This window comes from Pseudomonas sp. AU12215 (assembly GCF_001675465.2).
Taxonomy (GTDB): domain Bacteria; phylum Pseudomonadota; class Gammaproteobacteria; order Pseudomonadales; family Pseudomonadaceae; genus Pseudomonas; species Pseudomonas nitroreducens.
Genome location: NZ_MACM02000029.1, coordinates 15,255 through 40,983, shown reverse-complemented (window position 1 = coordinate 40,983; position 25,729 = coordinate 15,255). Strand labels below are relative to the sequence as shown.

The 25,729-nt window shown below is 63.6% G+C and carries 26 protein-coding genes and 2 tRNA genes; 20 read left to right on the top strand and 8 right to left on the bottom strand.

Annotated features, from left to right (window positions below; translation table 11 throughout):
- Position 1: 1 nt before the first annotated feature.
- Positions 2-1,024 (bottom strand): ferrochelatase, encoded by a 1,023-nt coding sequence (hemH, locus tag A9513_RS08020; RefSeq protein WP_024762582.1) that lies wholly within the window; start codon positions 1,022-1,024, stop codon positions 2-4.
- A gap of 123 nt (positions 1,025-1,147) precedes the next feature.
- Positions 1,148-2,053, bottom strand: coding sequence for a TIGR01777 family oxidoreductase (locus A9513_RS08015; RefSeq protein ID WP_065084423.1), 906 nt, complete (start codon positions 2,051-2,053; stop codon positions 1,148-1,150).
- Between the two features lie 275 nt (positions 2,054-2,328).
- Between A9513_RS08015 and A9513_RS08010 the strand changes: the two genes are divergently transcribed.
- The 4 genes from A9513_RS08010 to phrB all read left to right on the top strand — a co-directional run bounded on the left by A9513_RS08010 (position 2,329) and on the right by phrB (position 6,815).
- Entirely contained in the window at positions 2,329-3,312 is a 984-nt protein-coding gene (locus A9513_RS08010; protein WP_024762580.1) for an NAD(P)/FAD-dependent oxidoreductase, read from the top strand.
- A 150-nt stretch (positions 3,313-3,462) separates the two neighbouring features.
- Positions 3,463-4,422 carry a DUF523 and DUF1722 domain-containing protein gene (locus A9513_RS08005; protein WP_037011966.1) on the top strand — a complete coding sequence of 320 codons (960 nt, stop codon included), beginning with the start codon at positions 3,463-3,465 and terminating at the stop codon, positions 4,420-4,422.
- An 18-nt stretch (positions 4,423-4,440) separates the two neighbouring features.
- Positions 4,441-5,391 (top strand): MerR family transcriptional regulator, encoded by a 951-nt coding sequence (locus tag A9513_RS08000; RefSeq protein WP_065084422.1) that lies wholly within the window; start codon positions 4,441-4,443, stop codon positions 5,389-5,391.
- Positions 5,388-6,815, top strand: coding sequence for a deoxyribodipyrimidine photo-lyase (phrB, locus tag A9513_RS07995; protein ID WP_024762577.1), 1,428 nt, complete (start codon positions 5,388-5,390; stop codon positions 6,813-6,815). Before A9513_RS08000 ends, phrB begins: the two co-directional genes overlap by 4 nt.
- Before the next feature lie 87 nt (positions 6,816-6,902).
- Here phrB and A9513_RS07990 read toward each other — a convergent pair whose 3' ends face one another.
- The 6 genes from A9513_RS07990 to hemA all read right to left on the bottom strand — a co-directional run bounded on the left by A9513_RS07990 (position 6,903) and on the right by hemA (position 12,268).
- Positions 6,903-7,424: an acyloxyacyl hydrolase gene (locus A9513_RS07990; protein ID WP_024762576.1), complete on the bottom strand. Its 522-nt coding sequence runs from the start codon at positions 7,422-7,424 to the stop codon at positions 6,903-6,905.
- 115 nt (positions 7,425-7,539) lie between these two features.
- On the bottom strand, positions 7,540-8,334 hold the full coding sequence (gene murI, locus A9513_RS07985; RefSeq protein WP_065084421.1) for a glutamate racemase: 795 nt from the start codon (positions 8,332-8,334) through the stop codon (positions 7,540-7,542).
- On the bottom strand, positions 8,327-9,082 hold the full coding sequence (locus A9513_RS07980; RefSeq protein WP_065084420.1) for a molybdopterin-synthase adenylyltransferase MoeB: 756 nt from the start codon (positions 9,080-9,082) through the stop codon (positions 8,327-8,329). Before A9513_RS07980 ends, murI begins: the two co-directional genes overlap by 8 nt.
- The gene (gene prmC, locus A9513_RS07975; RefSeq protein ID WP_037011947.1) at positions 9,076-9,906 is read right to left on the bottom strand and encodes a peptide chain release factor N(5)-glutamine methyltransferase; all 831 of its coding nucleotides are present in this window, start codon (positions 9,904-9,906) and stop codon (positions 9,076-9,078) included. The genes A9513_RS07980 and prmC overlap by 7 nt, the downstream gene beginning before the upstream one ends.
- A gap of 14 nt (positions 9,907-9,920) precedes the next feature.
- A complete protein-coding gene (gene prfA, locus A9513_RS07970; RefSeq protein ID WP_065084419.1) occupies positions 9,921-11,003 on the bottom strand; it encodes a peptide chain release factor 1 in 1,083 nt (360 codons plus the stop codon).
- On the bottom strand, positions 11,000-12,268 hold the full coding sequence (gene hemA, locus A9513_RS07965; protein WP_038803562.1) for a glutamyl-tRNA reductase: 1,269 nt from the start codon (positions 12,266-12,268) through the stop codon (positions 11,000-11,002). The genes prfA and hemA overlap by 4 nt, the downstream gene beginning before the upstream one ends.
- 146 nt (positions 12,269-12,414) lie before the next feature.
- Between hemA and A9513_RS07960 the strand changes: the two genes are divergently transcribed.
- The 16 genes from A9513_RS07960 to A9513_RS07885 all read left to right on the top strand — a co-directional run bounded on the left by A9513_RS07960 (position 12,415) and on the right by A9513_RS07885 (position 25,676).
- A complete protein-coding gene (locus A9513_RS07960) occupies positions 12,415-14,181 on the top strand; it encodes a tetratricopeptide repeat protein (protein ID WP_169890142.1) in 1,767 nt (588 codons plus the stop codon).
- Between the two features lie 3 nt (positions 14,182-14,184).
- Positions 14,185-14,814: a lipoprotein insertase outer membrane protein LolB gene (gene lolB, locus A9513_RS07955; protein ID WP_065084418.1), complete on the top strand. Its 630-nt coding sequence runs from the start codon at positions 14,185-14,187 to the stop codon at positions 14,812-14,814.
- A gap of 1 nt (position 14,815) precedes the next feature.
- The gene (ispE, locus tag A9513_RS07950) at positions 14,816-15,664 is read left to right on the top strand and encodes a 4-(cytidine 5'-diphospho)-2-C-methyl-D-erythritol kinase (RefSeq protein ID WP_065084417.1); all 849 of its coding nucleotides are present in this window, start codon (positions 14,816-14,818) and stop codon (positions 15,662-15,664) included.
- A 30-nt stretch (positions 15,665-15,694) separates the two neighbouring features.
- Positions 15,695-15,769, top strand: a tRNA-Gln gene (locus tag A9513_RS07945).
- Between the two features lie 62 nt (positions 15,770-15,831).
- Positions 15,832-15,906: transfer RNA gene (locus A9513_RS07940), tRNA-Gln, on the top strand.
- A 52-nt stretch (positions 15,907-15,958) separates the two neighbouring features.
- Positions 15,959-16,900: a ribose-phosphate pyrophosphokinase gene (locus A9513_RS07935; RefSeq protein ID WP_015478849.1), complete on the top strand. Its 942-nt coding sequence runs from the start codon at positions 15,959-15,961 to the stop codon at positions 16,898-16,900.
- A 112-nt stretch (positions 16,901-17,012) separates the two neighbouring features.
- Positions 17,013-17,627 (top strand): 50S ribosomal protein L25/general stress protein Ctc, encoded by a 615-nt coding sequence (locus A9513_RS07930; RefSeq protein WP_024767098.1) that lies wholly within the window; start codon positions 17,013-17,015, stop codon positions 17,625-17,627.
- 38 nt (positions 17,628-17,665) lie between these two features.
- Entirely contained in the window at positions 17,666-18,250 is a 585-nt protein-coding gene (gene pth / locus A9513_RS07925) for an aminoacyl-tRNA hydrolase (RefSeq protein WP_024767097.1), read from the top strand.
- A gap of 40 nt (positions 18,251-18,290) precedes the next feature.
- The gene (gene ychF, locus A9513_RS07920) at positions 18,291-19,391 is read left to right on the top strand and encodes a redox-regulated ATPase YchF (RefSeq protein WP_065084416.1); all 1,101 of its coding nucleotides are present in this window, start codon (positions 18,291-18,293) and stop codon (positions 19,389-19,391) included.
- Between the two features lie 217 nt (positions 19,392-19,608).
- Complete coding sequence (locus A9513_RS07915) at positions 19,609-20,787, top strand: integrase arm-type DNA-binding domain-containing protein (protein ID WP_065084415.1); 1,179 nt, start codon at positions 19,609-19,611, stop codon at positions 20,785-20,787.
- A complete protein-coding gene (locus tag A9513_RS07910; protein ID WP_034085895.1) occupies positions 20,784-21,593 on the top strand; it encodes a hypothetical protein in 810 nt (269 codons plus the stop codon). Before A9513_RS07915 ends, A9513_RS07910 begins: the two co-directional genes overlap by 4 nt.
- Positions 21,594-21,734: 141 nt before the next feature.
- Positions 21,735-21,956 (top strand): AlpA family transcriptional regulator, encoded by a 222-nt coding sequence (locus A9513_RS07905; protein ID WP_065084414.1) that lies wholly within the window; start codon positions 21,735-21,737, stop codon positions 21,954-21,956.
- Positions 21,953-22,855, top strand: coding sequence for a hypothetical protein (locus A9513_RS07900; RefSeq protein ID WP_065084413.1), 903 nt, complete (start codon positions 21,953-21,955; stop codon positions 22,853-22,855). The genes A9513_RS07905 and A9513_RS07900 overlap by 4 nt, the downstream gene beginning before the upstream one ends.
- Positions 22,852-23,913 (top strand): site-specific integrase, encoded by a 1,062-nt coding sequence (locus tag A9513_RS07895; RefSeq protein WP_065084412.1) that lies wholly within the window; start codon positions 22,852-22,854, stop codon positions 23,911-23,913. Before A9513_RS07900 ends, A9513_RS07895 begins: the two co-directional genes overlap by 4 nt.
- 66 nt (positions 23,914-23,979) lie before the next feature.
- Complete coding sequence (locus tag A9513_RS07890) at positions 23,980-24,177, top strand: hypothetical protein (RefSeq protein WP_021250014.1); 198 nt, start codon at positions 23,980-23,982, stop codon at positions 24,175-24,177.
- Positions 24,174-25,676 (top strand): class I SAM-dependent DNA methyltransferase, encoded by a 1,503-nt coding sequence (locus A9513_RS07885; RefSeq protein ID WP_065084411.1) that lies wholly within the window; start codon positions 24,174-24,176, stop codon positions 25,674-25,676. The genes A9513_RS07890 and A9513_RS07885 overlap by 4 nt, the downstream gene beginning before the upstream one ends.
- Positions 25,677-25,729 lie beyond the last annotated feature (53 nt).

Below are 25,729 nucleotides of genomic sequence, written 5' to 3'. Positions count from 1 at the left end.
ATCAGATCGCGGCAGGCGTCCGCTCACACAGCTTGGCCAGCGCGCGCGCCCACAACTCCTGGTCATTCAGGCAAGGCACCAGCACCAGCTCCTCGCCACCTGCCGCGCGGAACTGCTCGTTGCCGCGCTGGCCGATTTCTTCCAGCGTCTCGATGCAATCGGCGACGAAGGCCGGGCACATCACCAGCAGCCGTTTCACGCCCTGCTTGCCGAGTTTGTCCAGCTGTGCCTCGGTATAGGGCTCGATCCACTTGTTGCGTCCCAGACGCGACTGGAAGGACACCGACCAGCGCCCGTCCTCCAGCCCGGCACCCGCGGCGAAGTCTTCGGCCGTGCGCAGGCATTGGCTGCGGTAACAGACAGCCATGACATCCTCGTGCACGCCCCGGCTGGAGCTGGCGGTGAGGTCGTGGCTCTTGTCCTTCACCAGCTTGCGGATGTGAGACTCGGGCAAGCCATGGAAGCTCAGCAACAGATGGTCGTAGGGCTGCTCCAGATAGGGCTTCACGCTATCCACCAGCGCCTGACGGTACTCGGGCTCCGCGTAGAACGGCGGCAGCACCTTCAGCTCCAGCTTGAGGCCATGCTCGCGCATTACACGGCGGGCTTCCTCGATGGCGGTGGTGGTGGTGCTGTCGGCGAACTGCGGGTAGAGCGGCGCGAAGGTCACCTGGGTGATGCCCTGCTGGCTCAGGCGCAGCAGCGCACCCTCGATGGACGGCTCGCCGTAGCGCATACCCAGCTCCACCGGGCCATGCGACCAGAACGGCCGGACGGCCTCCTGCAGGCGGCGGCTCAGCACGACCAGCGGCGAGCCGTCGTCCCACCAGATCGATGCATAGGCATGGGCGGACTCCTCCGGGCGCTTGCGCAGCACCAGCGAAACCAGCAGCCGGCGAATCGGCCAGGGCAGATCGATCACGTAGGGGTCCATGAGGAATTGATCGAGGTAGCGGCGCACGTCCTCGACCCGGGTGGAAGCCGGCGATCCCAGGTTGACCAGCAGGAGGGCGTTTTGGGTCATGCAGTGTCCTTAAACCGGTGCGGTAGGCGGTCATCGTGCGGGCTGCGCAGTTTACACGCAGCTCGCACCATCAAGAGGCCCCGAGGCTGTCACCGATGTCGCAGGGCCTCGGCAGGCCGGGGTTCAGCGGGCCTCGCGAAGCACGTCGGCCAGGGCCTCCTTCAGCTCCGGGAAACGAAACTCGAAGCCGGCGTCCAGCAGGCGTCGCGGCACGATGCGCTGGCCGCCCAGCAGCAGGGTCGACATCTCGCCCAGCAGCAGGCGCAGGGCGAAACCCGGCATGGGCATCAGCGTCGGCCGGTGCAGTGCCTGGCCCAGCTCCTGGGTGAAGTCACGGTTGCGCACCGGCTGCGGCGCGCAAGCATTATAGGGACCCTCGGCATCGGCCTTGCGCAAAAGAAAATCGATCAGGGCGATCTGGTCCTCTATATGGATCCAGGACATCCACTGGCGACCGTCCCCCAATCGCCCGCCCGCGCCCAGGCGGAACGGCGGCAACAGGCGCTTGAGGAAGCCACCTTCGGGCGCCAGCACCAACCCGGTACGCACCAGGACCACACGGATGCCCAGTGCCTCGGCCTCGCGGGCGATCTGCTCCCAGGCCAGGCACAGCTCGCTGGCGAAGTCTTCGCCGGCCGCTGCGCTGTTCTCTTCCAACGGGCGCTCACCCGCGTCGCCATACCAGCCGACCGCCGAGCCGTTGATCAGCACTGCCGGGCGCTGGCTGAGGCTTTCCAGCCAGGCCACCAGGCGCTCGGTCAGGCGCACCCGGCTGTCCCACAGCAAGGCCTTGCGCCGGGCACTCCACGGCTTGTCGGCAATCGGCTCGCCGGCCAGGTTGACCACTGCGTCCAGCGGCCCGTCGCCATAGCCTTCGAAGTCGGCGATGCCGCGCACCGTCTCGCCGCACAGCGACGGAACGCGCTGCGGCTGGCGGCTGAGCACGGTGAGCTGGTGCCCCTCGGCGCTCCACTGGCGGCAGAGGCGGCGGCCGATCAGGCCGGTACCGCCGGTCAAGAGAATATGCATGGCGAACTCCTTGTTGCGTTGTTCCACCTTCCATCAGTCTGGACGAGAGGGAGGCGATTGCATTGACACTCCCTCTGCGGCGAGGTCTACGCTGTAAGTGCCGGAACCCGAGCCGGGCTCATCTCTGAATGAACCGATGCGGCACCGAAGGTTCCGATGATCGGATTCCTATCGATGACGAGCGCAGACAGCTGAAACACAATTGTACAGATAGTTTCGTTTGTACAAGAGTATCCCGCTCGTTACGCTGAAAGACACAGAATACGAGGCATGTCATGAGCGCCCCCATTGCCATTATCGGCACCGGTATCGCCGGACTCTCGGCGGCCCACGCCCTGCGTGACGCCGGACAGGACGTCCAGCTGTTCGACAAGGGCCACGGCAGCGGCGGCCGGATGGCCAGCAAGCGCAGCGAGGCCGGTGCACTGGACCTCGGCGCACAGTACTTCACCGCCCGCGACCGGCGCTTCCTCGACGCCATTCAGCAGTGGCGCGAGCATGGCTGGGTCGCCGAATGGGACCCAGCCCTCTACCAGTACCGCGACGGCGAGCTCAGCCCCTCTCCCGACGAGCAGCCACGCTGGGTCGGCACCCCGCGCATGAGCGCGATTACTCGTGCACTGCTGCAGGACCAGGTCGTCACCTTCGCGTGCCGCATCACCGAGGTATACCGCGGCGAGGAGCACTGGCACCTGCAGGACTCCGAGGGGCAGACGCACGGTCCGTTCAGCCGCGTGCTGGTCGCCACCCCTGCGCCACAGGCCGCCGCCCTCCTGGCCAGCGCGCCTAAGCTGGCCGCCGCCGCCGCGAGCATTCCCATGGAACCCACCTGGGCCGTCGCCCTGGCCTTCCGCGAACCGCTGGATACGCCGGTGCAAGGCTGCTTCGTCCACGAGGGCCCGCTGTCCTGGCTGGCCAGCAACCACTCCAAGCCGGGGCGCGACGAACAACTGGACACCTGGGTGCTGCACGCCGCCAGCGGCTGGAGCAAGCAGCACATCGACCTGCCCAAGGAAAGCGTGATCGAACACCTGCGCGGGGCCTTCGCCGAGTTGATCGGCTGCGCCGTGCACGCGCCCGACTTCGCACTCGCCCACCGCTGGCTCTACGCCCGGCCCATGGAAGCCCATCAGTTCGGCGCCCTGGCCGATGCTGACCTGGGCATCTACGCCTGCGGCGACTGGTGCCTTTCCGGTCGCGTCGAAGGCGCCTGGCTGAGCGGCCTGGAAGCCGCCCGCCGCCTGCTCGAACACCTCTGATCGCGCACGGCCCTCACCTTCCAAAGAGGCCGTGAAGCCCCACGCTGGCGTCGCGCCCCTGTACAAAGCTTTGCACTTGTACAGGCTTGCGTCTATCCTGGCCGATAGTTGTACAAATAAATCATCATGTACAAGAAATCGGTCAAAACCATGTCCAGCATCCCGCCACGTCCCAAGCTCGGCATCAGCGCCTGCCTGCTGGGCGAACCGGTGCGCTACAACGGCGGGCACAAGGCCTCGCGCCTGTGCCTGGACGTGCTCAGCCGCTATTTCGACTTCGTCCCGCTGTGCCCAGAAGTCGCCATCGGCCTCGGCGTGCCACGCCCAACCCTGCGCCTGGTGGGCGACCAGGATGATCCCCGCGCGCTGATCCAGCGCGAGGGCGGCCGCGACGTCAGCGAAGCCCTGCGCAATTTCGGCCGCCAGCAGGCCACTCTGCAGCAGGACATCTGTGGCTACATCTTCATGCAGCAATCGCCCTCCTGCGGCCTGCACCGGGTGAAGCTGTACCGCTTCGACGGCCAGTTGCGCTCAGCGGGCGGGCGCGGGCTGTACACGGAAACCTTCTGCGCCGCGCGCCCGGAACTGCCGGTGGAAGAAGAAGGCCGGCTCAACGATCCGGTAATCCGCGAGAACTTCCTCACTCGCGTCTTCGCCTGCGCCGAATGGCAGAAGCTCTGTACCCAGGGCCTCACGCGCCATGCAGTGATCACCTTCCACTCGCGCTACAAGTACCAGCTGCTGGCACACAACCCGCGTCAGTACAGCGCCCTCGGCCAGCGTCTGGCGAAGATCGGCGAACAACCGCTGGAAGACTTCGCCCCGGGCTATTTCCGCGACTTCATGCAGGCCCTGGGTAGTTGCGCCACCCGCGGTACCCACAGCAATGTCCTGCAGCACCTGGCCGGCTATCTCAAGCACGACCTGCCCTCCGCCGAGAAGGCCGAGATGCAGCGCCTGATCGATCAGTACCGCGAAGGCGTGATACCGCTGGTGGTGCCGCTGACCCTGCTCAAGCACCACTTCCGCCTGCACCCGCACCCCTACATCGACGCTCAGGCTTACCTGCAACCGCACCCGGAAGACCTGAGCCTGCGCAATGCCATCTGACGTACCCACAGGATCCCCATGAACCCCGACCACCCTCACCGCGAGTCGGACGACGACTACCGCCAGGCCCTGGCCGACGGCTGGCTGCCGATCCGCGAAGTATCCCGGCGCACCGGCGTCAACCCGGTCACCCTGCGCGCCTGGGAACGCCGCTACGGCCTGGTCGTCCCCCAGCGCACGCCCAAGGGCCACCGCCTCTACTCCGAAGCGCAGATCTCGCGCATCCAGGCCATCCTTACCTGGCTCGGCCGAGGCGTGGCAGTGAGCAAGATCCGCGCGCTACTCGACGACAACGCGCCGCTGCCGGTGGACACCTCCGCCTCCCCCTGGGACGACCTGCGCCAGCAATGCATCGCCGCCATCGGCCGAATCAGCGAGCGCCAGTTGGACGAACTGTTCAATGGCGCGCTGGCGATCTACCCCGCACAGACACTCTGCGAACAATTGATGCTGCCGCTGCTGGACGAACTGGAACGGCGCTGGCAGGGCCAGTTCGGTGCGCAGCTGGAACGGGTGTTCTTCCATACCTGGCTGCGCACCAAGTTCGGCACCCGCCTGTACCACCACAACCGCCAGCAACGCGGTGCCCCGCTGCTGCTGGTCAACCAGTCCGGCTTGCCGCTGGAGCCAGGCCTGTGGCTCACCGCCTGGCTGGCCAGCAGCGCCGGCTGCCCACTGGAAATATTCGACTGTCCGCTACCGCCGGGCGAGTTGGCACTGGCGGTGGAGCGACTGCAGCCACGCGCCGTGCTGCTCTACTCCAGCCACACGCAGAACCTGTTGCAACTGCCCAGACTGCTGGCTGGCGTCGACTGCCCGCGCCTGCTGGCCGGCCCCGCCACTGCCATCCACCCCGATGCGCTGCAGGAACTGGCCATCGGCGAACCGCCGCTGCACCTGGCGAGCGACCCAGTCGCCGCGTTCGACCTGCTGCGCGAGCTGCACCTGCTCAACGGGGAGGCTGCATGAAGCGCCAACTCGTCTGGCTGCGCACCGACCTGCGCCTGCGCGACAACAGTGCCCTGCATGCCGCCGCCGAGCGCGGGCCGGTGATAGCCCTTTACCTGCTCAGCCCCAGCCAGTGGCAACGCCACGACGATGCACCGAGCAAGGTCGACTTCTGGCTGCGCAACCTGCGCGAGCTGCGCACCGGCCTCGGCGAGCTGCACATCCCGCTGCTCATCCGCACAGCGGACCACTGGGACGAGGCACCGAAGGTCATCGCGCAACTCTGCCGCGAGCTGGACATCGAGACGCTGCACGTGAACGAGGAGTACGGCGTCAACGAAACGGCCCGCGACGCCGCCGTGGAGAGGGAACTGGTGCACAGCGGTGTCCGCTTGCGCAGCCACCTTGACCAGCTGTTCTTCACACCCGGCACCATCCTCACCAAGAGCGGCACCTACTTCCAGGTCTACAGCCAGTTCCGCAAGGTCTGCTACGAACGCCTCAACCTGGGCGTACCCAGCCTTGTGCCTGCGCCCCGCTCACAGCAGGAGCTGAATATCGCCAGCGATGAGGTGCCCGAATACATAGAAGGCTTCGAGCCTCCGCCGCCGCAACTGCGCGAAGAATGGCCCGCCGGCGAAGACGCCGCGCACGAGCGCATCGTGCTGTTCACCGACGAGATCCTCAGGACCTACCAGGACACCCGCGACCTTCCCGCCCGCGACGGCACCAGCCGCCTATCGCCCTACCTGGCCGCTGGCGTGCTCTCGCCCCGGCAATGCCTGCATGCGGCGCTGGCGAATAACCATGGCGAGTTCGAGACCGGCAACAGTGGCGCAGTCAGCTGGATCAACGAGCTGCTCTGGCGCGAGTTCTACAAGCACATCCTGGTCGGCTTCCCGCGCGTGAGCCGGCACCGCGCATTCCGCGAAGACACCGAGAAGCTGAAGTGGCGCCAGGACAAGAAGGACCTGGAAGACTGGCAGCAGGGTCGTACCGGCTTCCCCATCATCGACGCCGCCATGCGCCAGTTGCTCGCCACCGGCTGGATGCACAACCGCCTGCGCATGGTGGTGGCGATGTTCCTGACCAAGAACCTGCTGATCGACTGGCGCGAGGGGGAACGCTGGTTCATGCGCCACCTGATCGACGGCGACCTGGCGGCGAACAACGGCGGCTGGCAGTGGAGCGCCTCCACGGGGACCGATGCGGCGCCCTACTTCCGCATCTTCAACCCGATCTCGCAATCCGAGCGCTTCGACCCGGACGGCCGCTTCATCCGCCGCTGGGTTCCGGAGCTGGCCGGACTGCAGGGGCGCGCGCTGCACGATCCGTCGAAGCAGGGCCTGTTCGGGCCTGACGGTTATCCACAGCCGATGTGCGACCTCTCGGCCACGCGGGAGCGGGCGCTGGAGGCGTTCAAAAGCCTCGCAAACTCCCGCTGAGGCCCCCTCTTCGTGGGTGCGGCTGAACCTCGATATGGCGCACATAAAAAAGCCGGGCGCTGGGCCCGGCTTTTTGTCAGCGATCTGTTACAGCGGATGCGTGTAATAAAGGCTGTAGGATTCGATGCCATCGTTCGGCTGGCTGATACCGGCGTTGGAGTAGTGCATGGCCCGGACACCCAAGGCCTGGCCCTCGCCGAAACGCAGGCCGACGCCCAGGCGATCCTCGAAGTTGAAGGCGCCACCCAGGTTCTGGTCGCCGACACGGGAACCGCTGAATACGGCTACGCCGATACCTGCCTCAACGAAGGGTTTGACCTTCTCGCCGGAAAATTCGTAGACGAATACCGGGCTGAAGGACAGCGAGTGGCGGCCACTGGCTTGGTCACCGCCTTCCCAGTAAGTGTAGCCGGCGTCCCAGTAACCGGTGAGGCGGCCCGTCGAAGTTTCCCACCAACTCTTGTCCCAGTCGAAACCCAGGCCCAGTCGGTAGGTCATGTCGTTCTGCCCGGTGAAACCGACAGCGCCGGTCAGGCTGGCTGCCTGCGAAGAGACCATGTATCCGAGAGTCAGAGCTGCCACAGTGGCAAGCGAGAGCAGTTTCTTCATCGAAACGTCCTTTATTAGAAAGCTGAATGAAAAATCCCCGCGAATAGCTGGCAATTATAAGGCCATTTGTCAGCATTTACTGACAGACCAAAGTAGATAGCTAGCTATTTTTCCATCAGCCAGGGAAGTGACTGACAGGTTCGTCAGTTCCCCAGAGCACTGGCAATACCGGTTCAAAGGCTTCGACTGCGCCGCTGGTCCATAGCTCAATTTTTTTTGCGTGGCCTTCAGCCAGCATCCCCCGTGCCTGCAGCACCCGCTCAAGCTGGCGAGCTACGGCAGCCCCCGTGTCGATCAGCGAAACGTCGGCCGGCACCAGTTGGCGCAGCAGCGGGCGCAAAAAAGGATAGTGCGTGCAGCCCAGGATCAGCGTGTCGCAGCCTTCGGCCAGCAACGGCGCAACATAACTCATCAGCAGTTCACGGGTCTGGGGGCCGTCCAGATCGCCCAGCTCGATGCGCTCCACCAACCCAGGACAAGGCTGGGTGATAACCCTCACATCGCTGGCGAAACGATTCAGCAACGCGGCGAATCGCGCACTCTTCAAGGTCCCGGTGGTGGCGAGTACGCCCACCACACCGCTGCGGGTCGCCTCGGCGGCGGGCTTCACCGCCGGCTCCATGGCAACGATGGGCAGCTGTGGATAAAGCTCGCGCAGGTCGGCGGCCGCAGCGGCCGTTGCAGTGTTGCAGGCCAGCACCAACGCCTTGGCGCCACGGCCCAGAAGGAATTCGGCGATGGCACGGCAACGCGCGCGGATGTACTCGGGAGTCTTCTCGCCGTAGGGCACATGGCCGCAGTCGGCAAGATAGATCAGCGATTCATGGGGCAGCCGCGCGCGGATTTCGTGGAGGACGCTCAGGCCGCCCACGCCGGAGTCGAACACACCGACCGGCGCGGCATCAGCCATGCGCCGCTCCGCACACGGCGCACTGCGGATCGCGCTTGACCCGCAGCTCGCGGAAGCGCGAGCCCAGCGCATCGATCAGCAGCAGGCGGCCCACCAGCGGCTCGCCGAAACCAGCCAGCAGCTTCAGCGCTTCCAATGCCTGCAGGCTGCCCACCAGGCCCACCAGCGGACCGACCACGCCGGCCTCGCTGCAAGTCAGCTCGGCTTCGCTGCCATGGCCATAGAGGCAGTGGTAGCAGGGGCTTTCCTCACGGCGCGGGTCAAACACCGAGAGCTGCCCTTCCAGGCGAATGGCCGCGCCACTCACCAGCGGCTTCTTCGCGGCAACGCAGGCGGCGTTGACCGCCTCCCGGGTGCCGAAGTTGTCGCAGCAATCCAGCACAAGGTCGACGGCGCCAACCGCGGCCTTGAGGGAGTCGGCGTCCAGCGCCTGGCGATGGGCGACCAGCTTCACGTCCGGATTGATCGCCGTGAGGCGGGCAATGGCGGAATCCACCTTGCTCACTCCCACGCTGTTGCTGTCATGGATGATCTGCCGCTGCAGGTTGGTCAGGTCGACCGTATCGAAGTCCGCCAGGTGCAGCTCGCCAACGCCGGCGGCGGCCAGGTACAACGCCACCGGAGCGCCGAGGCCGCCGAGGCCGACGATCAGTACGCGGCTATCTTTCAGGCGTAATTGGCCGTCCACGTCGATCTGTGGCAGCAGTATCTGCCGGCTGTAACGCAGCAGTTCGTTGTCGGTCAGCATGTCCAGCGCCCCAGGCTGATGCGCTCGTGGCCACCCAGGTCGCGGCGACTTTCCACGGCAGTGAAGCCACGGCCTTGCAGCAGGTCGCGCACGGCGTCAGGTTGGTCGAAGCCGTGCTCGAGCATCAGCCAGCCGCCGTTTTCCAGGTGGTCCGGCGCCTGGTCGATGATCAGGCGGATATCGTCCAGCCCGTCCTGCCCGGAGACCAGCGCGCTCGAAGGCTCGAAGCGCACGTCGCCCAGCTTGAGGTGCGGGTCGGTACTGGGAATGTAGGGTGGGTTGCTGACGATCAGCGAGAAGCGCTCGCCATCGACCGCAGAGAACCAGTGACTGGCACGGAAGGCGACATTGGTCAGGCGCAGCCGTTCGCGGTTGCGCTCGGCCAGGGCCACGGCCTCGGGAATGCGGTCCACACCCAGCACTTGCCAGCTCAGGCGCTCACAGGCCAGCGCGAGGGCGATGGCGCCAGTGCCGGTGCCCAGGTCGAGCACGCGGGAAGGCGAGGCCGGCAGCAGCGCCAGCGCGGTCTCCACCAGCAGTTCGGTGTCCGGGCGCGGGATCAGGGTATGCGGCGCGACTTCCAGGTCCAGGCTCCAGAAGCCCTGGCGGCCAAGGATGTAGGCCACCGGCTCGCCGGCTAGGCGGCGCGCCAGGTAGCGGTCGAAGAGGTCGTGCGCCTCGCGGCTGACCACGCGTTCGGGCCAGGTGCGCAGGAAGCTGCGCGGTTTGCCCAACGCGGCGGCGAGCAACAGCTCGGCATCCAGGCGCGCACTGGGCGAGTCCGGCAATTGCGCCTCGTTGAGCAGAGTCATGATGGTTGCCATGGTCTGTCGCTCTCTTAATCGCCGAGCGCGGCCAGCTGGTCGGCCTGGAACTCTTGCAGCAAGGGCTCGATCACTTGCTCCACCGCGCCTTCCATCACTTCGCCCAGGGAATACAGGGTCAGGTTGATGCGGTGATCGGTGACGCGCCCTTGAGGGAAATTGTAGGTGCGGATGCGCTCGGAGCGATCACCCGAACCGACCAGCAGCTTGCGCGTGCTGGCGATCGCCTGCTGGGCCGCAGCCTGCTGCTGGTCGTTGAGCTTGGCCGCCAGCCAGGCCATGGCCTTGGCGCGGTTCTTGTGCTGCGAACGCTCTTCCTGGCACTCGACCACAATGCCCGACGGAATGTGCGTGATGCGCACCGCCGAGTCGGTCTTGTTCACGTGCTGGCCGCCGGCACCGGAGGAGCGGTAGGTGTCCACGCGCAGGTCGGCCGGGTTGATCTCGATGGCCGCCTGTTCGTCCGGCTCGGGCAGCACCGCGACGGTGCACGCCGAGGTGTGGATACGACCCTGGGACTCGGTCGCCGGCACACGCTGCACGCGGTGTGCGCCGGACTCGAACTTGAGCTTGGCGAAGACGCTTTCGCCCTCGACGCGGGCAATCACTTCCTTATAGCCGCCATGCTCTCCCTCGTTCTCGGACATGACTTCCACACGCCAGCCCTGCTTCTCGGCGTAGCGCGAGTACATGCGGAACAGGTCGCCGGAGAAGATCGCGGCTTCGTCGCCGCCGGTGCCGGCGCGGATTTCCAGGAAGACGTTGCGGCCGTCGTTGGGGTCCTTGGGCAGCAGCATGCGCTGCAGGCGGTCCTCCAGGCCAACCAGCGCAGTCTTCGCTTCGGCGACCTCCTCCTCGGCCATCTCGCGCAGGTCCGGGTCGCTGTCCTTGAGCAGCGCCTGGGCGCCTTCAAGATCGGACTGCACCTTGCGGAACTCGCGGAAGGCAAGGATCACCGGCTCCACCTCGGCGTACTCACGGGAGTAGGCGCGGAACTTGGTCTGGTCGCTGATCACCTCGGCGTCGCCCAGGAGCGCAGTGAGCTCTTCGAAGCGATCGCTGAGGATATCCAGCTTTTTCAGGAGGGACGCTTTCATCGCTTGTCAGTGCCCTCCTCGAGGGCGAACAGTTCCTGCGCGACGGCCAGCGCATCGATGCGGCCCTCGGCGGAGAGTTTCTTCATCTGCACGCTGGGAGCATGCAGCAATTTATTGGTCAGGCCACGGCTGAGCTGGGCGATGACTTCCATCGGGTCGGCGCCATTGGCCAGCAGACGCTGGGCCTTCTGGGTTTCCTCGTCGCGCAGGCGCTCGGCCTGCTGGCGATAGGCGCGCAGCACGTCGACCGCGGCCAGTTCGCGCAGGCGCTGCATGAACTCGACGACGCCATCGCCGACAAGCTCCTCAGCGGCCTGGGCGGCGCCCTGGCGGCTCTTGAGGTTCTCGGCGACCACTTCGTGGAGGTCGTCGACGCTATAGAGGTAGACGTCTTCCAGCTCGCCGACTTCCGGCTCGATATCGCGCGGCACGGCGATATCGACCATGAACATCGGCTTGTGCCGGCGCTGCTTCAAGGCTCGCTCCACCGCGCCCTTGCCGAGGATGGGCAACTGGCTGGCGGTGGAACTGATGACGATGTCGCTGTTGACCAGCTCGTCCGGCATGTCTGCCAGCAGGATGGCGCGGGCGCCGAACTGCTCGGCCAGTTGGCTGGCGCGCTCCAGGGTGCGGTTGGCGACCACGATGCGCTTCACGCCCTGCTCGTGCAGGTGGCGGGCGACCAGCGTGATGGTCTCGCCGGCGCCGATCAGCAACGCCTGGCTGCGGCTCAGGTCGCTGAATATCTGCCGGGCCAGGCTTACAGCGGCGAATGCGACCGACACCGGGTTCTCGCCGATGGCCGTGTCGGTGCGCACGGTCTTGGCGGTGCTGAAGGTAGCCTGGAACAGGCGCCCGAGCATCGGCCCGACGGTGCCGGCCTCGCGGGCCACCGCGTAGGCGGACTTCATCTGCCCGAGGATCTGCGGCTCGCCCAGTACCATGGAATCCAGGCCGGCCGCCACGCGCATCATGTGGCGCACGGCTTCCTCATCCTGGTGGACGTAGGCGCAGGCGCGCAGGTCATCGATGCCCAGGTTGTGGTAATCGGCCAGCCAGGCCAGCACGTCGCCGGCATCCGGGTGTTCGATCTCCAGGTAGAGCTCGCTGCGGTTGCAGGTGGAGAGGATCGCGGCCTCGCGGCTGGAGGTCAGCCTGCACAGCAGCTGCAGGGCCTCGACCATCTGCTCGGGAGTAAAAGCCACGCGCTCGCGCACGGCCACGGACGCGGTCTTGTGGTTGATGCCGAGGGCAATGAAGGCCATGCAGAATCGCTGATGCTGATCGGAAAGCCCGCAATTGTCCTACTTAGGCCAGTGAAGGACAACCACCCGCGACGTATCGCACACTGCAAATCGTATACAGGCCATCCAGCGGCGCTTGCCCATGGGATTGGCACTTTCCTTATGTCATGATGGTCCCATTTCGCAGGTCAGGCCCTCGTCCTTCCTCTATGAACAAGTCTCTTGCGCTGCTGACTGCTCTGCTGCTGCTCGGCGGCTGCCAGTCTCTTACACAGAAAAATTCCGACAGTGCTTCCGCGGAGAAGGACAAGGCCGCGGCTGCCCAGAAGGACCAGAAGTACGGCTCCTTCAGCGAGGACACGATGTTCTCGCTGCTGACCGCCGAACTGGCCGGCCAGCGCAACCGCTTCGACATCGCCCTCGCCAACTATGTCGAGCAGGCCAAGGAAACCCGCGATCCGGGCGTCGCCGAGCGCGCGTTCCGCATCGCCGAATACCTGGGCGCCGACCAGGAAGCCCTGGACACCTCGCTGATCTGGGCCAAGGCCGCGCCGGACAACCTCGACGCCCAGCGCGCCGCCGCCATCCAGCTGGCGCGCACCGGGCAGTACGACGAATCCATGGTGTACATGGAGAAAGTCCTCAATGGCCAGGGCGACACCCACTTCGACTTCCTCGCGCTGTCCGCCGCCGAGACCGACCCGGATACCCGCGCAGGCCTATTGCAGAGCTTCGATCGCCTGTTGAAGAAGTACCCGGACAACGGCCAGTTGCTGTTCGGCAAGGCCCTGCTGCTGCAACAGGACGGCCGCCCGCAGGAAGCCCTGCACCTGCTCGAAGACAATTCCGCCAGCAAGCACGACGTCGCCCCGCTGCTGCTGCGCGCCCGCCTGCTGCAGAGCATGAAGCGCAGCGATGAAGCGCTGCCACTGCTCAAGGCCGGCATCAAGGAACACCCGGACGACAAGCGCGTCCACCTCGCCTACGCCCGCCTGCTGGTGGAGCAGAACCGCCTGGAAGACGCCAAGGCCGAGTTCTCCGCGCTGGTCGAGCAATTCCCCGATGACGACGACCTGCGCTTCTCCCTGGCCCTGGTCTGCCTCGAAGCCCAGGCCTGGGACGAGGCCAAGGTCTACCTGCAGGAACTGGTGGAGCGCGACAGCCACGTCGACTCCGCCCACTTCAACCTGGGCCGCCTGGCCGAGGAGCAGAAGGACCCGGAAACCGCGCTCAAGGAGTACGCCCTGGTCGGACCGGGCAACGACTTCCTCCCGGCCCAGCTGCGCTCCACCGAGATCCTGCTGGACCAGAAACGCTATGACGATGCCTCGCGCCGCCTCGCCGAAACCCGCGACCGCCAACCGGACTACGCCATCCAGCTGTACCTGATCGAAGCGGAAGGCCTGTCCAACCGCGACCAGGTCGATCGCGCCTGGAGCGTCATCCAGCAAGGCCTCAAGCAGTTCCCGGACGACCTCAACCTGCTCTACACCCGTTCCATGCTCGCCGAGAAGCGCAACGATCTCGCACAGATGGAGCAGGACCTGCGCCTGATCATCCAGCGCGAGCCGGACAACGCCATGGCGCTCAACGCGCTGGGCTACACCCTGGCCGACCGCACCACCCGCTACAGCGAAGCCCGCGACCTGATCCAGAAGGCCCACTCGCTGAACCCGGACGACCCGGCGATCCTCGACAGCCTGGGCTGGGTGAATTATCGCCTGGGCAACCTCAGCGAAGCGGAAACTTACCTGCGCAAGGCGCTGGAACGCTTCCCCGACCACGAAGTGGCCGCACACCTGGGCGAAGTACTCTGGGCCCAGGGCAAGCAGAGCGAAGCCCGCAAGGTCTGGGCCACCGCCCTGCAAAGCCAGCCTGACAGCGCCGTCCTGCGCGACACCATGTTGCGCCTGACCGGCTCCGGAACCCTCTGATTTATGCGTTTACGTCACCTGATCGGCGCTGCCGCGCTGGCCCTGCTGGCCGGCTGCTCCAGCTTCGGCCCCCACGAAGCCCTGGAAGGCCAGGGCAACGCCACCGCCTGGAATGCCCACAAGGCCCGTATCGCCACCCTCGACGGCTGGCAGATCGACGGCAAGGTCGGCATCCGCGCGCCCAAGGATTCGGGCAGCGGCACCCTGTTCTGGCTGCAGCGCCAGGACTACTACGACATCCGCCTGTCCGGCCCGCTCGGCCGCGGCGCCGCGCGGCTGACCGGCCGCGAAGGCGCCGTGACCCTCGAAGTCGCCGGCCAGGGCCGCTATGAAGCCGCCTCCCCCGAAGAGCTGCTGGAACAGCAGATGGGCTGGCGCCTGCCGGTTTCCCACCTGCTCTGGTGGATTCGCGGCCTGCCCGCCCCGGACAGCAAGAGTCGCCTGACCCTCGACAGCGACAGCCGCCTGGCCAGGCTGCAACAGGACGGCTGGGACGTGGAATACATCCGCTACAGCGAACAGAACGGCTACTGGCTGCCCGAGCGCCTGAAGCTGCACGGCCAGGACCTGGACGTCACCCTGGTGGTGAAAACCTGGCAACCGCGCCAGCTGGGCCAGGCGAGCCAGCAGTGACATGCAAGACCGCCTGACCCTGCCGGCACCGGCCAAGCTCAACCTGTTCCTGCACATCACCGGTCGCCGCGCCGACGGCTACCACGAGTTGCAGACCCTGTTCCAATTTCTCGATCATGGCGACGAACTCCAGTTCGCTGTGCGCGAGGACGGCGAAATCCGCCTGAACACCGACATCGCAGGCGTGCCCCACGACAGCAACCTGATCGTGAAAGCCGCACGCCGGCTGCAGGAACAATCCGGCACGAAGCTGGGCGCCGATGTCTGGCTGGACAAGCGCCTGCCCATGGGCGGCGGCATTGGCGGCGGCAGTTCCGATGCCGCCACTGCCCTGCTGGCGCTGAATCATTTGTGGTCACTGGGCTGGGACGAAGACCGCCTTGCCGCACTGGGCCTGAGCCTGGGCGCAGACGTCCCGGTATTCGTACGCGGCCGAGCGGCATTTGCCGAAGGCGTCGGCGAGCGACTTACGCCAGTGGAACTCGACGAGCCCTGGTTCCTCGTCGTTGTGCCGCAAGTCTTTGTCTCCACAGCAGAAGTTTTCTCCGATCCCGAGTTGACACGGGATACTCCGCCCATTAAAGTTCGCAGCCTTCTCGGGGTGGACGGTCATAACGACTGCCAGCCGGTCGTCGAGAAGCGTTACCCGGATGTACGTAACGCACTGATCCAGCTAGGTAAATTTACCGAAGCGAGATTGACCGGCACCGGAGCTTGTGTGTTTGGGAGCTTCCCAAACAAGGGCGATGCTGATAAAGTTCGCCGCCAACTTCCGGCCACTCTGCCGAGTTTTGTTGCCCAGGGCCGTAACATCTCGATGTTGCACCGAAAGCTGCAAGGCCAGGCCTGAGAAGCAGTAATGTAATCGGTTGTACGATACAGGGGCGTCGCCAAGCGGTAAGGCAGCAGGTTTTGATCCTGCCATGCGTTGGTTCGAATCCAGCCGCCCCTGCCATTAACCCAAGGGGTTATACGTACAGCGTCAACGAACACATTGCTCCGCAAGTTGTAAGCTACAGGGGCGTCGCCAAGCGGTAAGGCAGCAGGTTTTGATCCTGCCATGCGTTGGTTCGAATCCAGCCGCCCCTGCCATTTTCTTCTGGCTCAACCGGGCCTACCCTCAAGCCGACACAGGTACCGCAGCGTGTCCAAAATGATGGTTTTCACGGGGAACGCCAACCCCGATCTGGCACGCCGTGTCGTACGGCAGCTGCACATCCCCCTCGGTGACGTTTCTGTCGGCAAGTTCTCCGACGGCGAGATCAGCGTTGAAATCAACGAAAACGTTCGTGGTAAGGACGTCTTCCTGATTCAACCGACCTGCGCACCGACCAACGACAACCTGATGGAACTGGTGGTGATGGCCGATGCCTTCCGCCGCTCCTCGGCGACTCGTATCACGGCAGTCATCCCCTACTTCGGTTACGCCCGCCAGGATCGCCGCCCGCGTTCCGCTCGCGTGGCCATCAGCGCCAAAGTCGTTGCCGACATGCTGACCGTCGTAGGCGTCAACCGCGTACTCACCGTTGACCTGCACGCCGACCAGATCCAGGGCTTCTTCGATATCCCCGTCGACAACATCTACGGCTCGCCCGTACTGGTCGACGACATCGAAGACCAGCGCTTCGAGAACCTGATGATCGTCTCCCCGGACATCGGTGGTGTGGTGCGTGCGCGCGCCGTCGCCAAGTCCCTGGGCGTCGACCTGGCCATCATCGACAAACGTCGTCCGAAGGCCAACCAGTCCGAAGTCATGCACATCATCGGTGATGTCGAAGGCCGTACCTGCGTACTGGTCGACGACATGGTCGATACCGCCGGCACCCTCGGCCACGCCGCCAAGGCTCTGAAAGAGCACGGCGCCGCCAAGGTCATCGCCTACTGCACCCACCCGGTGCTGTCCGGCCGCGCCATCGAGAATATCGAGAACTCCGTACTGGACGAGTTGGTGGTGACCAACACCATCCCGCTGTCCGCTGCTGCACAAGCCTGTGGCCGCATCCGCCAGCTGGACATCGCTCCGGTTGTCGCTGAAGCCATGCGCCGCATCAGCAATGAAGAATCGATCAGTGCCATGTTCCGCTAAGGCGGGACAGGCCTGACGTAAAGCGCTTCGCCATGTCGGCGGAGCATCAGCAAAATCGCCCGAACGCTGGTCGCAAGCGTCCGGGCGATCTTGTCATTTTGGAGATAGTCAAATGGTTGATTTTGTACTGAATGCCCAAGAGCGTTCCGACCTGGGGAAAGGTGCGAGCCGCCGCCTGCGTCGTAATGCTGGCCTGATCCCGGCTGTGATCTACGGTGGCGAAAAAGCCCCGCAATCCGTCACCCTGGAACTGCGCGAGATTTCCAAACTGCTGGAAAACGAGGCTGCCTTCAGCCACGTGATCAGCCTGAACGTCGGTTCCGCCAAGGAAACCGTACTGATCAAGGCCCTGCAGCGCCATCCGTCCAAAGGCTTTGTCATGCACGCTGACTTCCAGCGCGTCGTTGCCGGCCAGAAGCTGACCGCTCACGTTCCGCTGCACTTCCTGAACGAAGCCACTGCTGCTGGCGTCAAGACTGGCGGCGGCGAGATCTCCCACGTGATCTCCGAAGTCGAAGTTTCCTGCCTGCCGAAAGACCTGCCGGAATTCATCGAAGTCGACCTGGCCAAAGTAGAACTGGGTCAGATCGTTCACCTGTCCGACCTGAAACTGCCCAAAGGCGTAGAGCTGGTGCAACTGGCCCACGGTAACGACCTGGCCGTCGCCAACATCCACGCTTCCCGCGTAGTGAAAGAAGAAGGTGAAGGCGAAGCTGCTGCCGAGTAATCGCGCGCACCATTGCCTTTAAGGAAGGGGCCCCCGTCGTGACTGCCGTACAACTGATCGTTGGCCTGGGAAATCCAGGCCCTGAATACGACCAGACCCGGCATAACGCGGGGGCCCTTTTCGTTGAGCGACTGGCGGACGCGCAACGCGCGAACCTGTCTCTCGACAAGAAGTACTTCGGCCTGGTCGGCAAGTTCAGCCACAAGGGCCGCGACGTTCGTCTACTGATTCCCACCACCTACATGAACCGCAGCGGCCAGGCCGTGGCGGCGCTCGCCGGATTCTTCCGCATTCCGGTCGAAGCCATCCTGGTGGCCCACGACGAACTCGACATGCCTCCCGGCGTCGCCAAGCTCAAGAAGGGCGGCGGACACGGCGGGCACAACGGACTGCGCGACATCATCGCCCAGCTCGGCAACCAGAACGGTTTCCATCGCCTGCGGCTTGGCATCGGCCATCCGGGGCACAGCAGCCTGGTTTCCGGTTTCGTTCTCGGCCGCGCCCCGCGCGCCGAACAGGAACTGCTCGATACCAGCATCGACTTCGCCCTCGGCGTGCTGCCGGAAATGCTCGACGGGGATTGGACCCGCGCGATGCAGAAGCTGCACAGCCAGAAGGCCTGATTACACCTCTATTTCCGCCACGTGGCGCGAGGGACCTAGCATGGGATTCAACTGCGGCATCGTCGGCCTGCCCAACGTCGGCAAGTCCACCCTGTTCAACGCCCTGACCAAATCCGGCATCGCGGCGGAAAACTTCCCCTTCTGCACCATCGAGCCGAACAGCGGCATCGTGCCGATGCCCGACGCCCGCCTCGATGCGCTGGCCGAGATCGTCAAGCCCGAGCGCGTGATCCCGACCACCATGGAGTTTGTCGACATCGCCGGCCTGGTAGCCGGCGCGTCCAAGGGTGAAGGCCTGGGCAACAAGTTCCTCGCCAACATCCGCGAGACCGACGCCATTGCCCACGTCGTGCGCTGCTTCGAAGACGAGAACGTCATCCACGTCTCCAACAGCGTCGACCCCAAGCGCGACATCGAAATCATCGACCTCGAACTGATCTTCGCCGACCTCGACAGCTGCGAGAAGCAACTGCAGAAGGTCGCGCGCAACGCCAAGGGCGGCGACAAGGACGCCTTGGTCCAGAAAGCCCTGCTGGAAAAGCTCATCCCCCACTTCAGCGAAGGCAAACCCGCCCGCTCGCTGATGAAGAACATGGGCGATGACGAGAAGCGCGTCGTGCGCAGCTTCCACCTGCTGACCAGCAAGCCGGTGATGTACATCGCCAACGTCGCCGAAGACGGCTTCGAGAACAACCCGCACCTGGACGTCGTCCGCGCCATCGCCGAAGAAGAAGGCGCCATGGTCGTACCGGTGTGCAACAAGATCGAAGCCGAGATCGCCGAACTCGACGACGGCGAAGAGAAGGACATGTTCCTCGAAGCCCTCGGCCTCGAAGAACCCGGCCTGAACCGCGTGATCCGCGCCGGCTACGAACTGCTGCACCTGCAGACCTACTTCACCGCTGGCGTGAAGGAAGTCCGCGCCTGGACCGTGCGCGTCGGCGCCACCGCCCCGCAGGCTGCGGCTGTGATCCACACCGACTTCGAAAAAGGCTTCATCCGGGCCGAAGTCGTCGCCTACGACGATTTCATCCAGTTCAAGGGCGAACAGGGTGCGAAAGAAGCCGGCAAATGGCGCTTGGAAGGCAAGGAGTACATCGTCAAGGACGGTGACGTGATGCACTTCCGCTTCAACGTCTGAGTCGCCCAGCCGTTTTCCTGATGTTTCATGAAACACCGGGAAGGTATGTAAATCCCAATAAAACCGCGCAGTTGCGCGGTTTTATTGTTTCATAGTGCTGCTCCAAGTTTCCCGAGCAGTCAAAGCATGCCTGAGTACGATGGTGAGTACAGTTTTTGGATGGCGTGCGAATAAATGAGTATAGTGACGCTGTCGCCATGACAAGGAGTCAGCCACCATGCTTACCGACGCGCACTGCCGCAACGCCAAGCCCAAGGAGAAGCTCTACCGCTTGAATGATCAGCGCGGGCTCTACCTCGAAGTCAAGCCCAACGGAGTCAAGGCTTGGCGATACCGCTTCACACTGGATGGCAAGGCCAGCATGTTTGCGCTTGGCGAATACCCTGCCGTTACGCTCTCTGAAGCCAGGGAACGCAGCGAGGCCGCACGCAAACTGGTCAAGCAAGGCATCAATCCCGCCCAGCAAAGGCAGCTCGACCGCATCCGGCAAGCCAGCGAAGCAAAGAACACCTTCGAGATCGTCGCCAAGGAGTGGCTGCAGACAAAGGACTGGGAAGATGTCACCAAGAACCGGCGTCTGGATATGCTGGAGCGCGTGGTGTTCCCCAGTATCGGCAATATGCCGGCTCGCGAAATAACGCCAGCCCATGTCCTGGACATCCTGCAGAAAACAGCAAAGCGTGGCGCCCCCACGGTCGCCGCCGAGGCGCGGCGCACCATGTCCGCCGTATTCGAGTTCGCCGTCGCCACCCTGCGAGCGGACAGCGACCCGGTTTGGCCGGTACGCAAGGCGCTACCAGCAAACAAGACCCAGCACAAACCGGCGCTGAGTAAAGAGCAGATCGGCAAACTGCTGAGTGACGTCGCAAACCACCGTTGCAGCTTTCAGGTAAGTCATTGCATGCAACTGATGTGGTGGACCTTGGCGCGACCGAGCGAAGTGGCCGAAGCGGCTTGGGATGAGTTTGACCTTGAGAAGGCTGTTTGGCGTATCCCGGCGCAGCGCATGAAAGCGCGCAAGGAGCACGTCGTGCCTCTGCCACGACAGGCAGTGGAGATGCTCAAAGGACTGCATGCCATTACCGGCAACCGCAAGCACCTGTTTCCTGGCCGGGATGATCGCAACGCCCCTATGTCCGCCGCATCGCTTCGCCAGGCGCTCAAGGTTTTGGGGTGGAGTGGCGCTTATAGCCCACACGCCACGCGGACCAGCGGCAGTACCCGTCTTAACGAGATGGGCTACCGCCCCGATGCCATCGAGGCGCAGCTTGCCCATGCCGACCAGAACAATGTGCGTCGTACCTACAACCACGCCACCTATTTCGATGAGCGCCGCACCATGATGCAGGAATGGGCGGACAGATTGGACGAATGGAAAGAGCAAGCACAGGCATGACCACAAAGATCATGGCTCCAGATATTCCCAACTCCGATGCCGTCGCCGAGCTGCGCACCAGAGCAGAGGCAACCTGCGACCGATATGGCGTTCAGCGCCGCGAGCAATGTGTAAATGCTTTTCTGCGGCTGGCAGAAAGTTTTCGTTGGCGTACGATGCCGCCCCCTGAAATTGAAGAAGGCACACTTGAGCAACTAAAAAGACTCCGAGATGCGGCGTCCCGGTTAAGCAAGGCGCTTCGAAGCCTGGACGAAGAGTCGGCAGCGCTATTACCCGAATTTCTGAGGAAGGACCTGCCTACCCATAAGCTGTTCTGCGAGTCGCTACACTCCGTGAGCAGGCAACTATCAGCGTCCGGAGCAAGCAGAGAACATGAGGCCAAGGAACTGATCGCGAAGCAATTTATCGTCACCTGCCAGCAATTCAGAATTCCGATCAAGTGGAGCAAGGAGTTCGAGTACCACTCGGTGAACAGCAAGAACGAGCCATCCGCCTATCTCCTCGGCGCCATCTATGCTGCAGGCGGCATGAAGGCCGATGCTGAAACCACGCCTGCTCATCGCGCCAATCACTATCTGGGGCGTTTCAGCAAAGGATTTACCGTCGCTATCGATGGAGTTGTAGTCAGGGTGCTGCTGAAGAAAACAGTGATAGAGCCCAATCTTTACATGTCCCAGATAATGAAAGCCGTCTCCGAGGGACGTGAACCAACCCTGCCCACAAGCAGCATCCTTACGGCATCTTGCCAAGGATACGAGCTTGGATTGTCTCGGCCATTTTGTGAAACATTCGACTGGCACAGCTGAGGCCACTGCTCGACACCGGTTTGCATGCTGGGTGATTTCAGGCCCGAGAATAGGGAGTGCAGGTGACAACCGTGCTCCCTGACTTCATAACCAGATCTTTTGCATGATCCCTTCGTGTTTCAACACGTTAAGAGGAACAGCATGCAAATCATCAAGACGCAGGATGTCTGCACGAAGATCTCGGTCAGCCGGACAACCCTATGGCGACTTTGCCAGACTGAAGATTTTCCAAAGCCAGTTCGGCTAGGCCCTGGCGGCCGTTCGATTGGCTTTTTTGCCCACGAGATCGAGGCGTGGCTTGAGACCCAGGCGGCGGAGCGTGAGCACGCCGGTTGTCTGGCTCGCCAGAGGGCGAAGTCATGAGCCGCATCCGCATTGACGACTCCGCCGAATACTGGTGGTCTCTGCCTTGCAGCCTGTTACGCGACTCCCGGTTGAGCTATGAAGCCCGAGGCGTGGCTTGCCACTTGCTCTCGCTAGGCCGTAACTGGCAGTTGCGCGCTGTCGCACTGCCGCGCGTGCTGCACGATCAGTCGCGAGCGAAAGGCCATCTTGGGCGAGACCTTTGCCGCCGCATCCTGCGCGAGCTTGAAGATGCCGGCTACCTGGCGCGGAGGAAGTTTCAGGACGAGGAAGGGCTTTGGCGATGGGAGTCCGTGTTGACACCCGTTTCGCAAAAGGCGCCACAGACATCCATGGCCGGCTTGGCCGGCGACGGAGAAACCGTGGACGGCACATCCGTCGCCGGTCAGGGCGGTGATATAGGTGTAGGTGAATACAAGGAAGAAGTAGTAGTTAAAAATATAAAACCACTACTACAGACCGGGGCTGTGGATAACTCTCAGAAAATTGGCGAGGCTTCCGCGCCCTTGGACTTGTCGCACCCTTCCCTTCTACCCTACCTGCGCGTCATAGGCGACGTAACCCGCCGCTTCGGGCCCTCGCTCACGGCAGAACAGATACAGCTTGTCGCCGACGAGCTGGCTGGCGTGCTATCGGCGGCCGGCAGTGGCAAGCATGCGGGCATCCGCTCCGTCCGCTCATGGTTGCTGGCCGTGATGAATAGCGCTGTCGCGGGAGAATTCATCGCTGAGTTCGCGCCGAATATCGCTCGCTGGCGAAAGAACCGACAGGAGGCGATGGAAGTAGCGGCATCGCGCCCCACTGTGCAACAGTCAGAAGCCGAGCGTCAAAAAGCTAAGGCTGAACGCGCAAAGGCCATCGCCGATTTGAAAGCGATGTTTCATGGCCGGAAGCAATGATCGACGCGGATGAGATGCTTACGCTGATCGAATCGTGCCGGCGCGAGATGCAAGCCATGCTCCCGGCCGATGAGTTTGCCAGCTTGAGTAGCAAGACCAGGCAAGACTATCGCCAGCTCGGCCGAACGCTGCTGTTGCGTGCCCGCTACGCCGAAGGTGGAATGGCCGAAGTCATCACGGCCACCCAGCGTCCGACAACCTACTACAAGCGCGTCGCAGCGCTTCGCTACTGCCTGTACGCCGATCTTGTCGAGCGCCTGAAAAGCCTGCATTCCGCGCTCTCTGCTCAACCTGTGGACGAGTTGCAAGTCATGGCCATCCAAGCCCAATTGCAACAACAGCGTGCATTTCTGCGCGAGTTCGATATGGCCCGGCAAAGCGGCTCTGCCGGTGAGCGCCGCAAGCGTGCCAGCAAGCGGCAAGCCTTGCGCGGCCTCCCCGGCGACTGGCGCGAGCAACTGTATCGGCGCGCTGCGAAAGGCAAGTATGCCGATGCGACTCTGGTCGCCGCGCTGACCGGCTGCCGCCCGGAAGAGCTCCGGCAAGGCGTGTACATTCGCCGGGTGGACAATCCGCGCAGCGGCATGGGCGAGATCAGATTCGAGATCGATGGCGCCAAGGTCAAGGCGCATCAAGGCCAGCCGCACCGCTTGATCGCCTATGGCGCACACGATCCCCATCCATTGCTGGAGGCGCTGCGCATCCGGCTAGCGGGGCGGCGGGAATTGCTCGTTTGCATTGACAGCCCGGTCAACTTCACCGTCGAAGTCCGTCGGCTAGCACATAGCCTCTGGCCGAAGCACAAGCACGCTATCACGGCTTACTGCCTGCGCCACCAATGGGCAGCCGACCTGAAACGGCACGCGGCTGCGGACTCAGTCAGCCAGGGGCTGGGACATGCCAGCGCCAAGACACGGCGACACTACGGCCAAGCCAATCAGGCCAGCAGCCGGCATGCACTGCAACCCATCGTCATCGAGGCTGAGCGCCCTGTAAAGCCGACCGCCGCTAAGGTGCCGTGTTATCGAGCAGCCTCAAGCACGGAATCTACGCCCTGACGAGAATCGTGGCGAGGTGGAGCAAAATGCAGTACATTTGCATGACATTACTGACGAGACGCTGCCATGTCACGCCTGAAGGACGAAACCCTATCCATCCGCACCTCCGCTGAGATCAAGCAGCTTTTGCGCTTGGCGGCTGAGCGCGAGCGCCGCTCGGTGGCTTCGATGATCGAAATCCTGGTGCTGGAGTATGCCCGCGCGCACGATCTGCACGCCGATGGCCTCGCGAAAACGCCAGTCAGGAGCACGCCATCCAAATGACGCAAGCAGCTTCGACAATCACACTCAACCAGCTTGAAAGCCACCTCTGGGAATCCGCCAACATCCTGCGCGGCCCGGTGGATGCGGCTGACTTTAAGACCTACATCTTCCCGCTGCTGTTCTTCAAGCGCATCTGCGACGTCTGGGACGAGGAGTACCAGGAGATCGTCGATGAGACCGGCGACGAGCAACTGGCCTGGTTTCCGGAGTCGCACCGCTTCCAGATCCCGGAAGACTGCCACTGGAACGACGTTCGCACCAAGGCCAGCAATGTCGGGACGGCCCTTCAGCGCGCGATGCGCGAGATTGAGAAAGCCAACCCCGACACCCTGTACGGCGTGTTCGGCGATGCCCAGTGGTCAAACAAGGAGCGGCTGTCCGATGCCTTGCTCAAGGACCTGATCGAGCATTTCTCCAAGCTGCCGCTTGGCAACAAGAACGTCAACTCGGACCTGCTCGGCGACGCCTACGAATACCTGATCAAGAAGTTCGCCGACGCCACCAACAAGAAGGCCGGCGAGTTCTACACCCCGCGCAGCGTCGTTCGGCTGATGATCGACATGCTCGATCCCAAGGAAGCCGAAACCATCTACGACCCGGCCTGCGGTACCGGCGGCATGTTGCTGGCCGCCGTGCAGCACGTGAAGGAACAGCATGGCGACGTGAAGCGGCTGTGGGGCAAGCTGTACGGACAAGAGAAAAACCTCACCACCTCATCCATCGCGCGGATGAACCTGTTCCTTCACGGCATTGAAGATTTCCAGGTGGTGCGCGGCGACACGCTGCGCAACCCGGCCTTCTTCGAGGTCGATCGGCTGGCCACCTTCGACTGCGTCATCGCCAATCCGCCGTTTTCGCTGGAAAAGTGGGGCGAGGACCTGTGGCTGAACGATCCCTTCGGCCGCAATTTTGCCGGTCTGCCGCCTTCATCCAGCGGTGACTTCGCGTGGGTGCAGCACATGGTCAAGTCGATGGCCGACGTCAGCGGCCGCATGGCTGTGGTGCTGCCCCAGGGCGCCCTGTTCCGCAAAGGTGTGGAAGGCAACATCCGCCAGAAGCTGCTGGAGATGGATCTGGTCGAGGCGGTGATCGGCTTGGCGCCCAACCTTTTCTACGGCACCGGGCTCGCCGCGTGCATCCTGGTTCTGCGCAAGCGCAAGCCGGCCAAGCACAAGAAGAAGGTGCTGATCGCCGATGCGTCGCGCCTGTTCCGCCGGGGCCGCGCGCAAAACTATCTGGAGCCCGAGCACGCCACCGAAATCCTCAGCTGGTATCGCGGCTTTGCTGACGTGCAGGACGCGGCCCGGGTAGTCAGTCTCGACGAGATCAAAGCCGAGGACTGGACGCTGAACATCTCGCGCTATGTTCTTCCGCCATTGCAGGAAGACATCCCGCCGCTGCCCGCTGCCATCGCGGCATTCAAGGACGCGCTCACCCGCTGCCGTGAAGCCGAAGAGCGGCTCGCGCAGGTCATGACTGAAGGGGGATGGCTGCAATGAGTTCGGACCGCCCATTCAAAGACAACAAGATATTTACTGAAGAACTGGCTAAT

Bases quoted from the DNA above. Each gene is read 5' to 3' on its own strand.
- A9513_RS08000 (WP_065084422.1), top strand. From the start codon at position 4,441: ATGAACCCCGACCACCCTCACCGCGAGTCGGACGACGACTACCGCCAG.
- prfA (WP_065084419.1), bottom strand. From the start codon at position 11,003: ATGAAAGCGTCCCTCCTGAAAAAGCTGGATATCCTCAGCGATCGCTTC.
- ispE (WP_065084417.1), top strand. From the start codon at position 14,816: ATGCAAGACCGCCTGACCCTGCCGGCACCGGCCAAGCTCAACCTGTTC.
- prmC (WP_037011947.1), bottom strand. From the start codon at position 9,906: ATGGCAACCATCATGACTCTGCTCAACGAGGCGCAATTGCCGGACTCG.
- A9513_RS07885 (WP_065084411.1), top strand. From the start codon at position 24,174: ATGACGCAAGCAGCTTCGACAATCACACTCAACCAGCTTGAAAGCCAC.
- A9513_RS07895 (WP_065084412.1), top strand. From the start codon at position 22,852: ATGATCGACGCGGATGAGATGCTTACGCTGATCGAATCGTGCCGGCGC.
- A9513_RS07980 (WP_065084420.1), bottom strand. From the start codon at position 9,082: ATGCTGACCGACAACGAACTGCTGCGTTACAGCCGGCAGATACTGCTG.
- ychF (WP_065084416.1), top strand. From the start codon at position 18,291: ATGGGATTCAACTGCGGCATCGTCGGCCTGCCCAACGTCGGCAAGTCC.
- A9513_RS08005 (WP_037011966.1), top strand. From the start codon at position 3,463: ATGTCCAGCATCCCGCCACGTCCCAAGCTCGGCATCAGCGCCTGCCTG.
- A9513_RS08010 (WP_024762580.1), top strand. From the start codon at position 2,329: ATGAGCGCCCCCATTGCCATTATCGGCACCGGTATCGCCGGACTCTCG.
- A9513_RS07990 (WP_024762576.1), bottom strand. From the start codon at position 7,424: ATGAAGAAACTGCTCTCGCTTGCCACTGTGGCAGCTCTGACTCTCGGA.
- phrB (WP_024762577.1), top strand. From the start codon at position 5,388: ATGAAGCGCCAACTCGTCTGGCTGCGCACCGACCTGCGCCTGCGCGAC.
- A9513_RS07890 (WP_021250014.1), top strand. From the start codon at position 23,980: ATGTCACGCCTGAAGGACGAAACCCTATCCATCCGCACCTCCGCTGAG.
- A9513_RS08015 (WP_065084423.1), bottom strand. From the start codon at position 2,053: ATGCATATTCTCTTGACCGGCGGTACCGGCCTGATCGGCCGCCGCCTC.
- hemA (WP_038803562.1), bottom strand. From the start codon at position 12,268: ATGGCCTTCATTGCCCTCGGCATCAACCACAAGACCGCGTCCGTGGCC.
- A9513_RS07900 (WP_065084413.1), top strand. From the start codon at position 21,953: ATGAGCCGCATCCGCATTGACGACTCCGCCGAATACTGGTGGTCTCTG.
- lolB (WP_065084418.1), top strand. From the start codon at position 14,185: ATGCGTTTACGTCACCTGATCGGCGCTGCCGCGCTGGCCCTGCTGGCC.
- murI (WP_065084421.1), bottom strand. From the start codon at position 8,334: ATGGCTGATGCCGCGCCGGTCGGTGTGTTCGACTCCGGCGTGGGCGGC.
- A9513_RS07910 (WP_034085895.1), top strand. From the start codon at position 20,784: ATGACCACAAAGATCATGGCTCCAGATATTCCCAACTCCGATGCCGTC.
- A9513_RS07960 (WP_169890142.1), top strand. From the start codon at position 12,415: ATGATGGTCCCATTTCGCAGGTCAGGCCCTCGTCCTTCCTCTATGAAC.
- A9513_RS07915 (WP_065084415.1), top strand. From the start codon at position 19,609: ATGCTTACCGACGCGCACTGCCGCAACGCCAAGCCCAAGGAGAAGCTC.
- hemH (WP_024762582.1), bottom strand. From the start codon at position 1,024: ATGACCCAAAACGCCCTCCTGCTGGTCAACCTGGGATCGCCGGCTTCC.
- A9513_RS07905 (WP_065084414.1), top strand. From the start codon at position 21,735: ATGCAAATCATCAAGACGCAGGATGTCTGCACGAAGATCTCGGTCAGC.
- A9513_RS07930 (WP_024767098.1), top strand. From the start codon at position 17,013: ATGGTTGATTTTGTACTGAATGCCCAAGAGCGTTCCGACCTGGGGAAA.